The sequence below is a fragment of the Buchnera aphidicola (Pseudoregma panicola) genome, from assembly GCF_039376655.1.
GTDB classification, from domain to species: Bacteria; Pseudomonadota; Gammaproteobacteria; order Enterobacterales; family Enterobacteriaceae; genus Buchnera_G; species Buchnera_G aphidicola_C.
Genome location: NZ_CP135000.1, coordinates 73,369 through 88,192, shown reverse-complemented (window position 1 = coordinate 88,192; position 14,824 = coordinate 73,369). Strand labels below are relative to the sequence as shown.

At 19.9% G+C, this 14,824-nt stretch carries 14 protein-coding genes and 1 tRNA gene; 4 read left to right on the top strand and 11 right to left on the bottom strand.

Annotation, left to right across the window (positions count from 1 at the left end):
- The first annotated feature begins 52 nt into the window (after positions 1 to 52).
- A tRNA-Ser gene (locus tag RJT18_RS00440) sits at positions 53 to 126 on the top strand.
- A 28-nt stretch (positions 127 to 154) separates the two neighbouring features.
- Positions 155 to 1,465 carry a tRNA lysidine(34) synthetase TilS gene (gene tilS, locus RJT18_RS00435; protein ID WP_343154858.1) on the top strand — a complete coding sequence of 437 codons (1,311 nt, stop codon included), beginning with the start codon at positions 155 to 157 and terminating at the stop codon, positions 1,463 to 1,465.
- Between the two features lie 5 nt (positions 1,466 to 1,470).
- Here tilS and metG read toward each other — a convergent pair whose 3' ends face one another.
- The 11 genes from metG to smrB all read right to left on the bottom strand — a co-directional run bounded on the left by metG (position 1,471) and on the right by smrB (position 12,480).
- Positions 1,471 to 3,096 carry a methionine--tRNA ligase gene (gene metG, locus RJT18_RS00430; RefSeq protein ID WP_343154857.1) on the bottom strand — a complete coding sequence of 542 codons (1,626 nt, stop codon included), beginning with the start codon at positions 3,094 to 3,096 and terminating at the stop codon, positions 1,471 to 1,473.
- Positions 3,097 to 3,210: 114 nt separating this feature from the next.
- Positions 3,211 to 4,611 (bottom strand): NADP-dependent phosphogluconate dehydrogenase, encoded by a 1,401-nt coding sequence (gene gndA / locus RJT18_RS00425; protein ID WP_343154856.1) that lies wholly within the window; start codon positions 4,609 to 4,611, stop codon positions 3,211 to 3,213.
- A gap of 64 nt (positions 4,612 to 4,675) precedes the next feature.
- Complete coding sequence (gene hisIE / locus RJT18_RS00420) at positions 4,676 to 5,290, bottom strand: bifunctional phosphoribosyl-AMP cyclohydrolase/phosphoribosyl-ATP diphosphatase HisIE (RefSeq protein ID WP_343154855.1); 615 nt, start codon at positions 5,288 to 5,290, stop codon at positions 4,676 to 4,678.
- The gene (hisF, locus tag RJT18_RS00415) at positions 5,287 to 6,063 is read right to left on the bottom strand and encodes an imidazole glycerol phosphate synthase subunit HisF (protein ID WP_343154854.1); all 777 of its coding nucleotides are present in this window, start codon (positions 6,061 to 6,063) and stop codon (positions 5,287 to 5,289) included. The genes hisIE and hisF overlap by 4 nt, the downstream gene beginning before the upstream one ends.
- Positions 6,045 to 6,779 (bottom strand): 1-(5-phosphoribosyl)-5-[(5-phosphoribosylamino)methylideneamino]imidazole-4-carboxamide isomerase, encoded by a 735-nt coding sequence (gene hisA, locus RJT18_RS00410; protein ID WP_343154853.1) that lies wholly within the window; start codon positions 6,777 to 6,779, stop codon positions 6,045 to 6,047. The genes hisF and hisA overlap by 19 nt, the downstream gene beginning before the upstream one ends.
- Before the next feature lie 4 nt (positions 6,780 to 6,783).
- A complete protein-coding gene (gene hisH / locus RJT18_RS00405) occupies positions 6,784 to 7,386 on the bottom strand; it encodes an imidazole glycerol phosphate synthase subunit HisH (RefSeq protein ID WP_343154852.1) in 603 nt (200 codons plus the stop codon).
- Positions 7,383 to 8,450: a bifunctional histidinol-phosphatase/imidazoleglycerol-phosphate dehydratase HisB gene (gene hisB / locus RJT18_RS00400; protein ID WP_343154851.1), complete on the bottom strand. Its 1,068-nt coding sequence runs from the start codon at positions 8,448 to 8,450 to the stop codon at positions 7,383 to 7,385. Before hisB ends, hisH begins: the two co-directional genes overlap by 4 nt.
- Positions 8,451 to 8,474: 24 nt before the next feature.
- Entirely contained in the window at positions 8,475 to 9,548 is a 1,074-nt protein-coding gene (gene hisC, locus RJT18_RS00395) for a histidinol-phosphate transaminase (protein ID WP_343154850.1), read from the bottom strand.
- Entirely contained in the window at positions 9,538 to 10,863 is a 1,326-nt protein-coding gene (hisD, locus tag RJT18_RS00390; protein ID WP_343154849.1) for a histidinol dehydrogenase, read from the bottom strand. The genes hisC and hisD overlap by 11 nt, the downstream gene beginning before the upstream one ends.
- A gap of 6 nt (positions 10,864 to 10,869) precedes the next feature.
- The gene (gene hisG / locus RJT18_RS00385) at positions 10,870 to 11,766 is read right to left on the bottom strand and encodes an ATP phosphoribosyltransferase (protein ID WP_343154848.1); all 897 of its coding nucleotides are present in this window, start codon (positions 11,764 to 11,766) and stop codon (positions 10,870 to 10,872) included.
- Positions 11,767 to 11,955: 189 nt separating this feature from the next.
- Positions 11,956 to 12,480: an endonuclease SmrB gene (smrB, locus tag RJT18_RS00380; RefSeq protein WP_343154847.1), complete on the bottom strand. Its 525-nt coding sequence runs from the start codon at positions 12,478 to 12,480 to the stop codon at positions 11,956 to 11,958.
- Positions 12,481 to 12,667: 187 nt separating this feature from the next.
- On the opposite strand from smrB, the gene aroC reads away from it, so the two are divergent.
- Positions 12,668 to 13,729 carry a chorismate synthase gene (gene aroC, locus RJT18_RS00375; protein ID WP_343154846.1) on the top strand — a complete coding sequence of 354 codons (1,062 nt, stop codon included), beginning with the start codon at positions 12,668 to 12,670 and terminating at the stop codon, positions 13,727 to 13,729.
- A gap of 170 nt (positions 13,730 to 13,899) precedes the next feature.
- On the top strand, positions 13,900 to 14,796 hold the full coding sequence (dapA, locus tag RJT18_RS00370) for a 4-hydroxy-tetrahydrodipicolinate synthase (RefSeq protein ID WP_343154845.1): 897 nt from the start codon (positions 13,900 to 13,902) through the stop codon (positions 14,794 to 14,796).
- The last annotated feature ends 28 nt before the right edge of the window (positions 14,797 to 14,824 follow it).

Genomic DNA, 14,824 nt, shown 5'->3' with positions numbered 1-14,824 from the left:
ATATACTAAAAAATATAATTTATATATATTATTAATTTAAGAATAATATTATACGTCCGTAACTCAGTAGGTTAGAGTGCCATTATGACATGATGGATGCCAGTGGTTCGAATCCACTCGGACGTAAAAAATAAAAAATTTTTTAATATTTAAAATGTTAATAAAAAATATTTTAAAATATATTAATGATGATCAAAATATATTAGTAGCATATAGTGGTGGGATGGATTCTACTGTTTTATTATATCAATTGATTAAATTAAAAAAAAAAAAGTTAAAAAATATAAAAATTAGAGCGATACATATAAATCATAATATTAGCAAAAACTCTAAAAATTGGGAATATCATTGTTATAAAGAATGTAAAAAAAATAAAATACCAATTATTATCAGAAAAATAAAAAAAAAATATAAAAAAAATTTAGAAAATAAATTAAGAAATAAAAGATATAAAATAATAAAAGAAGAAATATTAAAAAAAGAAATAGTAGTAACTGGCCATCATTTAAATGATCAATGTGAAACATTATTATTAGCTCTAAAAAGAGGTAGTGGTCCTAATGGTCTATCTGGAATCAAAAATCCTACATTTTTTGGAAAAAATAATCAACTTTTAATAAGACCATTTATAAAAATCAATAAAATAAAATTAGAAAAATGGGCTATAAAAAAAAAAATAAAATGGATAAACGATGAAAGCAATTTAAATAAAAAATTTGAAAGAAATTTTCTTAGACTAAAAATAATTCCTATATTTGAAAAAAAATGGCCTTTTTTTTTAAAAAATTTATATAGAACATCAAAAATATGTCAAAAAAATGAAAAAATATTAAATTTTTTTATCAAACCAATATTAAATATATGTAATATAAATAATACAGAATTACAAATAAAAAAAATAAAAACATTTCCTAAAGAAATTGGAATATTAATAATAAGAAAATGGTTATATAGTTTAACAAAAACTTTTTTATCATATAAAAAAATACATCAAATATATAAAGATTTTATTTTATGCAAACAAAACAAAATGTCATTAATGAATTTTAAAAATTATAAAATACAAAAATATAAAAATATTATATATTATATAAGAAAAACAAATAATATAAAAAATAAAATAATCTTTTGTCATTATCCTTTTAAAAAAATAATACTTCCTGAAAAATTAGGAATATTAGAAATAAACAATAAAGGAATGAAAATACCAGCACCAAAAAAAAATGATTTAGTAAATATAAGATTTCAATTTCAAGGAATTGTAAAAACAGATGAAAGAAATAAATCTTGTAAAATAAAAAAAATGTGGAAACATATAAAAGTATTAAATATATATAAAAATAGTATTCCATTACTATTTTATAATGAAACTTTCATATCTGCAATAGGAACATTTATAATAATAAATAAAAAAAATATTAAAAATAATAAAACTTGGAAAATATCTTGGAAAAACAACATATAAAAAAATTATTTTTTTAATAATTTATTAAAATCTTTCATTGAAACTCTTTTATATAAAATTTTTATATTAGAAATTTTATGATTTAATAAAGGAGATTTTAAACTTTCAAAACTTAATTTTGAATTTAAAAAAAATTCTACTTTTTTAGACAATTTAGGCAATATAGGTTTCATATAAGTCATTATTATTTTAAAAAAATTTATTCCCATAGAACAAACTTTTTGAACATATAATAAATTAGTATTCTTTTTTATAAAAGACCATGGAGATTTATTATTAATGTAATAGTTAGCAAAATCAGCAATTTTTAAAATTTCTATGATTACACTTTTATATTTTAAATCTTTAAAAAAAATATTAACTTTTTTAAATTTTAATAAAAAATTATTATATTCACTTATATTTTCTAAATTTTTAGCTAACATTCCATCAAAATATTTATTTATTAATTTGAAATTCCTAAATCCTAAATTTACAATTTTGTTCACCAAACCAGAATTTATCTTATACACAAAATCTTTTGCATTAATATTTACGTCTTCTATTCCATTGGAGATTTTAGATGCATAATAATATCTTAAACTATCAGAATCAAAATATTTTAACCATTTTTTTGCACTTATTATATAATTTTTAGACTTAGATAATTTTTTATCATTTATTTTAACATAACCATGAACATATATTTTAGTTGGTTTTCTAAAAGACATTGCATCTAATAAAGAAGGCCAAAATATACTATGAAAATGAATTATATCTTTTCCTATAAAATGATATAATTTAGTATTACTTTTTTTACACCAAAATTCTTTAAAATTTAAATTTAAATCTTTAGATAGTTTTTTAAAAGTACTTATATATCCAATAGTTGCATCTAACCAAACATAAAAATATTTTTTTTTAAATCCTGGTATCTTAAATCCAAAATAAGGATCATCTCTAGAAATATTCCAATCTTTTAATCCTATTTTTAACCATTCTAAAACTTTTTTTAAAATTTTTTCATTAAAAACATTAGAAAAAATCCATTTTTTTAAAATATTTTTAAAATGAGAAATATTAAAAAATAAATGCACAGTTTTTTTTAAAACAGGTTTCTTTTTTGAAAAAACTGAAATAGGATCTATTAAATCTGTAACTGAATAAAAGGCCCCACAAGAAGAACAATTATCTCCATATTCTTTATAACTTTTACAAAATGGACATGATCCATATACATACCTATCAGATAAAAAAATGTTTTTTGAATTATCATAAAATTGTTTAATAGTTTTTATTTTAATTAATCTCTTTTTTTTTAAACAATTAAATGCTTTTTTTACAAAAAATAAATTTTCTTTAGAATGCGTAGAATAATACTTATTATATAAAATATCAAAATCAAACAAATCTTTTTTATGTTCTTTTAAAACTTGAGATATCAAATATTCTTCTGAAACATTATTTTCATTAGCTTTTATAGTTATAGCTGTTCCATGAGCATCATCAGCACATATAAACCAAACTTTATAATTCATCATTTTCTTATATCTAACTAATATATCAGCTTGAATATGCTCTAATAAATGCCCTATATGAATAGAACCATTAGCATAAGGAAAAGCACACGTTATTAAAATTTTTTTTTTCATATTTTTATAAAAAATTAATCACAGTTTAAAAAAAATTATATTAATTTTACAATATTTTTATAAAAAAAATTATTAAATATATTAAAAAATCTATTATAACAATAAAAAATATTTTTACCAATTAGTATGAAATTTTCCTTTCATATCTATTCTTTCATATTTGTGAGATCCAAAAAAATCTCTTTGAGCTTGTATTAAATTTGAAGATAATTTATTAGATCTATAACTATCATAATAAGAAATGGCAGATGAAAATGCAGGAACTGGTATTCCATTTAATATAGATGTAGATACTATATTTCTTAAAGAATTTTGATATTTATAAGATATTTTAGAAAAATAATTATCTAATAACAAATTCTTTAATTTAAAATTATTTTTATATGCATTTATTATTTTATCTAAAAATTTTGCTCTTATTATACAACCAGAACGAAAAATTTTAGCAATATTTATATAATTTAAATTCCATTTATGTATTTTGGAAATTATTCTTAATTGATAAAATCCTTGAGCATAAGAAATTATTTTGCTTAAGTATAAAGATCTTCTTAAATCTTCTATAAAAAAATCTTTATTTTTACAAACAAAATTAGTTTCAGTAGATTTTAATATTTTAGAAGCTAAACATCTTTCTTTTTTTAATGAAGATATATATCTAAATAAAACAGATTCTGTTATTAATGATAAAGGAGATTCTATTTCTAATGCACTTTTACAAATCCATTTTCCAGTACCTTTATTTTTTGCAACATCAGATATAAAATCTATTAAATAATTTTCTTTGTTATCTTTTTTCAAAAAAATTTTTTTAGTAATTTCTATTAAATAACTATTTAATTCTCCTTTATTCCAAGTACTAAAAATTTTTGATATTTCTAAATTACTCATTTTTAATAAATTTTTTAATATACAATAAGATTCAGATATAATTTGCATATCTCCATATTCTATTCCATTATGTATCATTTTTAAATAATGACCAGAACCATCTGGACCTATATAATCTACACAAGGAACACCATTATATTTAGCAGATATACTTATAAGAATAGATTTTATTTTATTATATACATTTTTATTGCATCCAGGCATTATAGAAGCTCCTAATAATGCACCCATTTCTCCACCTGAAATACCAGCGCCAACAAATTTTATACCTAAACTATATAAATATTTTTCTCTCCTTATAGTATCTTTATAAAAAGAATTACCTAAATCTATTATTATATCTTTTTTATCTAAATATTTTAAAATAGAATTTATAACTATATCTGTTACATTTCCTGATTTTATCATTAAAAATATTTTTCTAGGCTTTGAAATAGAATTAACAAATTCATTTATTTTTTTAAAACATAAAATATTTTTATTAGGATTTTTAATTAATATTTCTTTAGCTTTTTTATAAGATCTATTAAATATAGAAACTAAATATCCATTTCTTTCTAAATTTAAACATAAATTACTGCCCATAACAGACATGCCAATTATTCCAACATGTTTTTTTTTCATATTATTTGTCCTGATAAAATTAGTTTTAATAAAAATTAAAATTAATACATTAAAAAAAAATATATTAATTCTTTTTATTTCTTTCAATCAAATTATGTATTATTTTATACATATTAAATTTTTTATAATTAATTAATACTAATAAATGATATAATAAATCAGAAACTTCATTAACAAATTTATTAGAATCTTTCCCTAAAGAAGATAAAATTGTTTCTACAGATTCTTCTCCAACTTTTTGAGCTATTCTCTCAATTCCAGAATTATATAATTTTTTAGTATAAGAATTTTTTAAAGATTTTTTTTTATTTTTTATTATATCTTCTAATCTATATAAAAAATCAAAAAAAGTATTTTTATAATTAAAACAACTCTTATTTTTAAGATGACAAGTTTTTCCTATAGGTTTTACTAGTATAATTATACTATCAAAATCACAGTCTAAAATTATATCTATAACATTTAAATAATTTCCTGAGGTCTCTCCTTTTGTCCATAATCTTTTTTTAACTCTTGAATAAAAAGTTACAATTTTATTATTAAATGTCATTTCTAATGCTTCTTTGTTCATATATCCTAACATTAATATTCTACCTGAAAAATTATTTTGTATTATTACAGGAACTATATTATTCACTTTACTCCAATTAATAGCAGAAATTATATTTTTTATAATCATAATCTTATTTCTATACCTTTTTTAAACAAAAACTGTTTTAGTTCTTTTATACTAATCTTATTATCATGAAATACTGAAGCTGCTAGAGCACCATCTACATCAGATTTATGAAAAACTTCATAAAAATGATTTATAGATCCAGCACCACTAGAAGCAACTAACGGTATTTTACAAATTTTTCTTATTTTTTTTAATTGTATGATGTCATATCCAGATTTCAATCCATCAAAATTTATTACATTTAAAACTATTTCTCCTGCTCCCAATTCTTGTACTCTTTTTACCCAATCTAAAGTAGACAAATTAGTTTTAACAATTTTTTTAGAATCTCCAGTATATTTAAAAACAAAATATTTATTTAATATAGAATCAAAAAATGAATCAATTCCAATTACTATACATTGTCTTCCAAATCTATTAGCTAATTTACTTATTAAATTTGGATTATCAATAGCTGGTGAATTTATTGAGATTTTGTCCGCTCCAGAAAAAAGTATTTTTTTTGCATCTTCAATAGTTTTAATGCCACCAGACACACAAAATGGTATATCTATAATTTTTGAAATTTTATATATTAATTTTTCATTTACCAATTTATTTTTAACATAAGCTGATATATCATAAAAAACTAATTCATCAGCCCCGTCTTCTATATAATTTTTTATCATAGAAAATATATTTTTAGATATTATTCTATGATTTTTGAATTTTATTCCTTTAACAATATTACCATCTTTAATATCTAAACAAGGAATTATCCTTTTTGCCAACATGAAATAGCCTCCGACAAACTAAACCTATTCTCTAATAGAGCTCTACCAACTATTACATCAGAAACATTTTGTAATTTTATTTTTTTTATATCATTTAAACAACTAATACCACCAGATGCTTGAACTAATAAATTTTTAAAAGTACTAGTAATTTTTTTATATAAATAAAAATTAGGACCTTTTAAAGTTCCATCTTTGTTAATATCTGTACATAACAAATGTTTTAAATCATTTTCTAGATATTCAGAAATTATATCCATAATATTTTTTTTTGAATTTTTAGTCCATCCATTTATTTTAATTTCATTTTTGTATTCATTCTTGTAAAAAACATCAACAGCTAAAACCAATTTATTACTATATTTTCTAAACCATTTTTTTGTTTCTGAAAAATTTATAACTGCAGAAGATCCTATTACAATTCTTTTTACTCCACATGATAATAAATTTTCTATATCTATTATATTTCTAATTCCACCTCCTACTTGTATTGGTAAATCAATATTTTTTATAAAATTTTCTATAAACTTTATTTGTCTTTTTTTAGGATCTTTACTTCCATCTAAATCTACTAAATGAAGAATTTTAGCTCCTTCTAATTTATATTTTTTTGCTAAAGAAAATAAATTATCATTATAAAATTTTACTTTTTTATAATTTCCTTTATATAATCTTACTATATTGTTATTTAATATGTCTAATGAAGGAATTATCATTTTTTCACACCGATAAAAAGTTTTTTAATAATAGAGATCCAGCTAATCCAGATTTTTCAGGATGAAACTGAACACCAAAAAAATTTTTTGATCTAATTGATGAAGAAAAATATTCTCCATAAAAAGTTCTAGAAATAGTATTTTTATTTATAGGAACTATATAACTATGTATAAAATAAAATCTTTCTCCTTGAGGAATATTTTTAAATAAAATATCATTATTATGAACTACATTATTCCATCCACTATGAGGAATAGGTAATTTATTATATTTTATTAATCTAGAATAACTGTTTATAATATTTAATGTTTTTATAACATTGCTGTTAACACTCTCTTCACTATATTTACAAAATAATTGCATTCCTAAACAAATTCCGAGAACTAAATTTTTATAATTCATTATCTCAATATCAATATTTTTTTTTTTAATAAAATTCATTACATATTCAGCGCTTCCTACTCCTGGAAAAAATAATTTTTTAGAATTTCTAATTGTTTTCAAATTATTTGTAACATATGCCTCATATCCTAATCTATTAATAGACAATTTCAAAGAAGATATATTAGAAGATCCTGTATTTATTATTACTATATCTTTTATCATAACAATATTCCTTTAGAACTTTGCATATAATTAGAATTTATAACTATCGCTTTCCTGAAAGCAATTCCAAAAGATTTAAATATACTTTCACATATATGATGATCGTTTTCTCCGTATGCACTGATATGTATAGTGCTTTTCATAGAATAACTAAGCGAATAAAAAAAATGTTTTACCATATTTAAATTAAAATCTCCTAATAATTTATTTTTTAAATTAGATTTAAAACAAATGTATGGTCTTCCAGAAATATCTAAAACACATTTGGAAATACTTTCATCCATAGGTATTATTCCTAATCCAAATCTATTTATTCCATTTTTAAAAACTAAAGATTTTAAAAAAGATTTACCTAATGCAATAGCTACATCTTCTACAGTATGATGATCATCTATATATAAATCACCTACAGATTTTATATACAAATAAATTCTAGAATGAAAAGCTAATTGATTTAACATATGATCAAAAAACTTTATTCCAGTATCAATATTACTAGAAGAATATTTTTCTAAATTTACTTTTATTTTTACATTAGTTTCTTTTGTCTTTCTAAAAATAGTTATAATGTTATTGTATAATATTTTTTTTTCAATTTTTTTCCAATCATAATTTTTTTTATATAAAATTCCCTTTATACCAATATTATTTGCAAATTCTATATCTGTATTTCTATCTCCTATAACAAAACTATTTTTTTTATCTAATTTATTATTTTTTAAGAATTTAGTTAACATTCCAATATTAGGTTTTCTACATTTACAGTTATCTTCAACATAATGAGGACAAATAAAAATATCATAAAATTTTATTTCTTGAGACAAAAATATTTTTATAATAAAATTTTGTATAAAATAAAATTTTTTTTTAGAAAATTCATTTGTACCTAATCCGTCTTGATTGGTCACCATAACAAATTTATATTTATGTTTCTTCAAATTTAATAAAGATGTAAATATATATTTTTTAAATTCTAATTTTTTTATGGAATCTACTTTAAAATCATTAATAGGTTCGTCTATTATTGTTCCATCTCTGTCTATAAATAGAAATTTATTTTTCATAATATAATAAAATACTCTTAATAATTAAAATATATTTTTATAAGAAATTTTTTTTAATTCATAAATTAATTTTTTACATTCTAATTTTGTGCCTATAGAAATTCTAATACAATTTTTTAATCCAAAATTTTTGTTTTGATCTCTTAATATTATTCCTTTAGATTCTAATTTTTTAATAATAAAATCTGATGAAATACATTTTATCAATATATAATTAGCATAACTTTTAAAAACTTTTTTTATAAAATAAATTTTTTTAAGTTTTTTAAATAACCAATTTTTATTCTTATTTATTTCTAAAACAGATTTTTTCATAAAACTAATAAATTTATTACTTAAAAATTTATTAACAATATTACATACAGGAGTAGGTATTGGATAAGGAGCAATAAACTTGTTCAATATATTTATTATTTCCGAATTAGCTATTGAAAATCCACATCTTATTCCAGCTAATCCAAAAGCTTTTGACAAAGTTCTTAAAACAACTAAATTAGAATATTTATCTATTAGGTGAACTACACTTTTATAACAACAAAATTCTATATAAGCTTCATCTACTATTACTAAAGATGTTTTTTTACAAATATTTAATATATTTATTAAAATTTCTTTCGGCATAATATCACCAGTAGGATTATTAGGCCTGCATATATATATCAATTTTAAAAATTTTATATTTTTTCTAATTATATCATAATTAAAATTATTATAATTTTTTAAAAATATATTAACTGTATCTATTCTAAATATTTCTGCAGTTATTCTATACATATCATAAGTTGGAGAAAAATACATTATTTTATCTATTTTTGGTCTACAAAAAATTTTTGTAAATAATTCTATTGACTCATCTATACCTCTGCTTATTAATACATTATTAAAATTAACTTTAGAATATTTAGAATATCTTAAAATAATGTTTTTTGGCTGAGGATAAGGATATCTATTTAAATTTTTATTTAATAAAAAAAACTCATTGTTAACAGGTGATTCATTTGCATTTAACCAAACACTACCATTAACACACATACTTCTTGCAGATTTATATGGAATAAAATTATTAATATTAAATTTTACTAGTTTTTTAAAGTTCAAAATTTTTATTTTCCTCTAAATATTTTTTTCTTATTTTAATAGATCTTCTATGCCCTTCTAAACCTTCTGTTTTAGACATAATATTTACAGTATTGTATATATTTAAAAATCCTTTATAATTTAATTCTTGTATTGTAATATTTTTAAAAAAATCTTTTAATCCAATTCCAGATAAAGAAGAAGAATATCCATAAGTAGGCAATACATGATTTGTTCCTGAAGCATAATCTCCTATAACTTCAGGAGACCACTCTCCTAAAAAAATTGATCCAGCATTTTTTACGTTTTCTAACAAATCTTTATAATTTTTAGAATAAATACATAAATGTTCAGGAGAATAAATATTAGAAATATTTATACAATTAAACAAATCCTTTTCTAAAATAAATTTACTGTTACATAAAGATTTTATTAATATTTCTTTTCTAGGAAAATCTATTAATTGAAATTCAATTTCTTTTATAACATTTTTTATTAAACTTAATGAATTAGTTAATAAAATTGTATGAGAATCTTTTCCATGCTCTGACTGAGCAATTAAATCTGATGATATAAATTTTGGATTAGAATTTTCATCTGAAACTATTAACAATTCAGAAGGTCCTGCTGGAATATCAATACTTACACCAACATGCATTTTACTAACTTGAATTTTTGCTTCAGTAACATAAGCATTTCCAGGTCCAAAAATTTTACTAACTTTAGGAACAGTTTTAGTTCCAAAAGCCATAGATCCTATAGCTTGAGCACCTCCAACTTGAAAAATACTTTTTATATTACAAATTTTTGCAGTATATAAAAGTTCATTACTAATTTTTGGAGGAGAACAAACAACTATATTTTCACATCCTGCAATATTAGCAGGAACACATAACATAAGCATAGTAGAAATTAAATTAGAATTTACTCCTTTAGGTATATAAATTCCAATATCAGAAATTGGTTTTTCTATATATTTACAATTAATTCCATCTTCTATTATAACATCTATATTATTATTTTTTTTTTGTAATAAATGAAATTTTTCTATATTTTTTTTAGCATGTAAAACTGCATTTTTAAACTTTTTTTCTACATTAATATTTTTTATATTTATTTTATCACAATCTATTTTAATTTTATCAATATTAATATTATCAAATAAAAAATTATATTTATATATATATAAATCTCCGAACTTTTCAATATTTTTTAATATATTAAAAACACTATTTTGTAATTTTTTATTTATGAAAAATATAGGTCTTTTCAATACATTTTTTTTTTCTAAACTTGTTAAGCTTTTCCAAAAATATATATTATTATTCAAATTCATTTAAAATTACTCCAACATTTTTTCAATTGGAAAAACTAATATAGATTTAGCTCCTAGTTCTTTTAATTTTTCCATAGTTTCCCAAAATATTGATTCTCTACTAATTATATGTACTACTACTATATTATCATTTTCTAATAATTTATATATTATAGGTTTTTCACATTCTGAAAATAATCTAAATATATTTTTTACCTTATCAGAAGATATATGTAAAATAATATATTTAGATTTTCTAGCTTTAATAACACCATTAATTCTAGATATAAAAGTTTTTACAACATTTTTTTTAAAAAAATTAAAATTTTTATTACTAGAAATTATACAAGCACTAGAATTATGTATTATTTTTACTTCTTTTAACCCATTTGAAACTAAAGCTTCTCCTGTAGAAACTAAATCAAAAATTGCATCTGCTAATCCAGCTCTAATAGCAACTTCTACAGATCCATTTAATTTGCATAACTTAAAAGAAATGTTTTTTTTATAAAAATATTTTTTTAATATATAAGGATAAGAAGTAGCTATTCTCAATCCATTTAAACATTTTATTCCATAATATTTTTTTTCAGTCGGTATACCTATAGAAAGTCTACACAATCCAAAATCTAAATGTTTTAATATTTTAAAAGAAATTTTTTCTAATTTGAATTTTCTTTTCAAAACTTCTTCTTCTAAAACATTTCTTCCAACAATTCCTAAATCTACTATACCGTCTATAACTAATCCTGGTATATCATCATCTCTAACACACATTACATCAATAGGCATATTTTCTGAAAAAGAAATTAATTTGTTTTTTTGAAAATTTATTTTTATATCACAATTTCTTAACAATTTTCTAGAATCTTTACTTAATCTTCCAGATTTTTGTATTGCTATTCTTAATTTATTATCATACATATTTAAATCTCTCTTTAAAATTTAATAATAAATAACAACTATAAAAATGTATTATAATATTTTACAAAATTTTTTAAACAAAAATTATTTTTAAAATAATTTTTATTATTATTTAAAAATAAAAATATTAAAAAATAATTATTTTAAAGTTTTAAAAAATAATTATAATATAAAATTATAGTTATAATTTTAAATATCTATTATTACAAAAATTGAAGAACTTTTTCCTGAAAATCTAGGAGCTTCATGAAAAGCAACAATGTCAGGGTGATTAGAAAGCCAAAAAGGTATTTGTTTTTTCAATATTTCTTTTCCATGTCCATGAATTATACTTATATAAGAAATTTTTTTTTCATAACATATAGTAAATAAATTTGCTAATTCTACCTTCGTTTGTGAAGTATTCATTCCATGAACATCCAAAAAAATTTCAGGAAAAAATTTTCCATATATTAATTCTTTTAATTTTTTAATAAAGCAACTTGATCTAACATATCTAATAGGTTTATAAGATAAATTACTATTAAAATTTTTTTTAGAAAAAAAATGTTTGTGAAAATCTTTTTCAAAATTATTTTTTTTATACTTTTTTTTCCTAAGACAAACATTTTTTTTATAATAAAAAATATTATCTTGAACTATTTTATCTATATTTTTAAAAGATTTTTTAAAAAGAAACAAATCATTTGAAGAAATAAAATTTTTTTTGTTCATAATTACTCCAATTTTATAAATCATAAAAAATAATAAATTATTAATAATATTATAATTATAAAATTTTTTATATAAAAAACATATATTTTTTAAAAAAATAAAAAAATTAATTAAAACACAAAAATTATGTATATAATATCTAAAATAAAATAATTAAATTTTTTATAAAAAAAAATAGGAACTAAAAATGTCTGGAAATACAATAGGAAAAATATTTTGTGTAACAACATATGGAGAATCTCATGGTCATTCACTTGGATGCATAATAGATGGAATGCCTCCTGGTATAAAAATATCAGAAAAATATATACAATACGAGCTAGATAAAAGAAAACCTGGAAATTCAAAATATACAACTCAAAGAAGAGAAAAAGACAAAATTAAAATACTTTCAGGAATTTTTAATGGAAAAACTACAGGTACTAGTATAGGTTTAACAATAAAAAATATGGATCAAAGAAAAAAAGACTATGATTCTATAAAAAATATATATAGACCAGGTCATGCAGATTATACATATCAAAAAAAATATGGAATTAGAGATCACAGAGGAGGAGGAAGATCATCAGCAAGAGAAACATGTATGAGAGTAGCAGCAGGAGCTTTTGCAAAAAAATATTTATTTGAAAAATATAATATAAAAATAAGAGGATATCTAAAACAAATAGGACCTATATCATGTGATATAAAAGATTGGAAAACAGTAGAAAAAAATCCATTTTTTTGCGGAGAAAAAAAAAAAATAAAAGAAATAAAAAATTTTATAAAAAAAATAAAAAAAGAAAATAATTCAATAGGAGCAAAAATAACAATAATATCTAAAAATGTTCCACCTGGATTAGGAGAACCTGTTTTTGATAAATTAGATGCAGAAATATCTTATGCTTTAATGGGAATAAATGCAGTAAAATCTGTAGAAATAGGAGATGGAGTAAATGTATCTACACAAAGAGGAACAGAAAATAGAGATGAAATGTATTCAAATGGATTTAAAACAAATCATTCTGGAGGAATTTTAGGCGGAATAAGTAATGGTCAAGATATAATAGCAACAATATCATTAAAACCAACATCCAGCATAAAAATAAAATGTAATACGATAAACAAAAAAAATAAAAATACTAGTATAGTAGTAAGAGGAAGACATGATCCATGTGTTGGAATAAGAGCTGTTCCTATAGCAGAATCAATGATTGCTATTGTATTAATGGATCATATTTTAAGAAACAATGCTCAATGTAAAAAATAAAATATATTTTTCTAATTTTTTATTAAAAACAAATAAATATATTTTTTAATATTTAAAAATAAAAAATATTATATAAGTTAAATAAAAATATAAATATATTAATACTTTTAAAATTATTTTATTTTTAATTTTTTCATAAAAAATATACTTTATTTTAAGAGAGAATTTATATGTTTAAAGGCAGTATTGTTGCTTTAATAACTCCTATGAAAATAAATGGAGAAGTTTGTTACAAAAGTTTAAAAAAATTAGTAAAATATCATATTAAAAATAATACAAATGCTATTGTCTCTGTAGGAACTACAGGAGAATCTGCTACTTTAACAGAAAGTGAACATTATAAAGTAATTATAAAAACATTAAAATACGCAAAAAAAAAAATACCAATAATAGCAGGGACAGGATCAAATTCTACTTATGAATCAATAGAATTAACAAAAAAATTAGAAAATTCAGGAATATCTGCATGCCTTAATGTTGTTCCTTATTATAACAAACCTACACAAAAAGGAATATTTGAACATTTTAAAAAAATTTCTAGTAACACTGATCTTCCACAAATATTATATAATATACCGAAAAGAACAGGATCAGATCTATTACCTAAAACTGTAATAAAACTTTCTAAAATAAAAAATATAATAGGTATAAAAGAGGCTAGTAGTGATTTATCAAGAGTAAATAATATAAAATATTTTGTAAATAAAAAATTTTTACTAATTAGCGGTGATGATACTACTGCATTAGATTTTATGCAATTAGGAGGAGATGCTGTAATATCAGTTACAGCTAATATAATTCCAAATAAAATATTTAAAATGTGTAATTTTGCAATTAAAAAAAAATTTTATAAAGCCAGAAAAATAAACAACAAAATACATGAATTAAACAAATTTATGTTTATAGAAACAAATCCTATACCAATAAAGTGGATATCTAAGAAAATAGGACTTATAAAAAATGATACAGTAAGATTACCTTTAACAAAATTATCTAAAAAAAATAAAAGTGTTTTTAAAAATTTTTTAAAAAAAAATGTTATTAGAAAAATTATATTTAAAAAATAAAATAAAAATTATTTAACTAAAATTTTTT

Excerpts from the sequence above, each read along its gene's own strand:
- hisF (WP_343154854.1), bottom strand. The coding sequence starts at position 6,063 with ATGTTGGCAAAAAGGATAATTCCTTGTTTAGATATTAAAGATGGTAAT.
- gndA (WP_343154856.1), bottom strand. The coding sequence starts at position 4,611 with ATGAAAAAAAAACATGTTGGAATAATTGGCATGTCTGTTATGGGCAGT.
- dapA (WP_343154845.1), top strand. The coding sequence starts at position 13,900 with ATGTTTAAAGGCAGTATTGTTGCTTTAATAACTCCTATGAAAATAAAT.
- hisA (WP_343154853.1), bottom strand. The coding sequence starts at position 6,779 with ATGATAATTCCTTCATTAGACATATTAAATAACAATATAGTAAGATTA.
- tilS (WP_343154858.1), top strand. The coding sequence starts at position 155 with ATGTTAATAAAAAATATTTTAAAATATATTAATGATGATCAAAATATA.
- metG (WP_343154857.1), bottom strand. The coding sequence starts at position 3,096 with ATGAAAAAAAAAATTTTAATAACGTGTGCTTTTCCTTATGCTAATGGT.
- smrB (WP_343154847.1), bottom strand. The coding sequence starts at position 12,480 with ATGAACAAAAAAAATTTTATTTCTTCAAATGATTTGTTTCTTTTTAAA.
- hisB (WP_343154851.1), bottom strand. The coding sequence starts at position 8,450 with ATGAAAAATAAATTTCTATTTATAGACAGAGATGGAACAATAATAGAC.
- hisG (WP_343154848.1), bottom strand. The coding sequence starts at position 11,766 with ATGTATGATAATAAATTAAGAATAGCAATACAAAAATCTGGAAGATTA.
- hisD (WP_343154849.1), bottom strand. The coding sequence starts at position 10,863 with ATGAATTTGAATAATAATATATATTTTTGGAAAAGCTTAACAAGTTTA.
- aroC (WP_343154846.1), top strand. The coding sequence starts at position 12,668 with ATGTCTGGAAATACAATAGGAAAAATATTTTGTGTAACAACATATGGA.
- hisIE (WP_343154855.1), bottom strand. The coding sequence starts at position 5,290 with ATGATTATAAAAAATATAATTTCTGCTATTAATTGGAGTAAAGTGAAT.
- hisH (WP_343154852.1), bottom strand. The coding sequence starts at position 7,386 with ATGATAAAAGATATAGTAATAATAAATACAGGATCTTCTAATATATCT.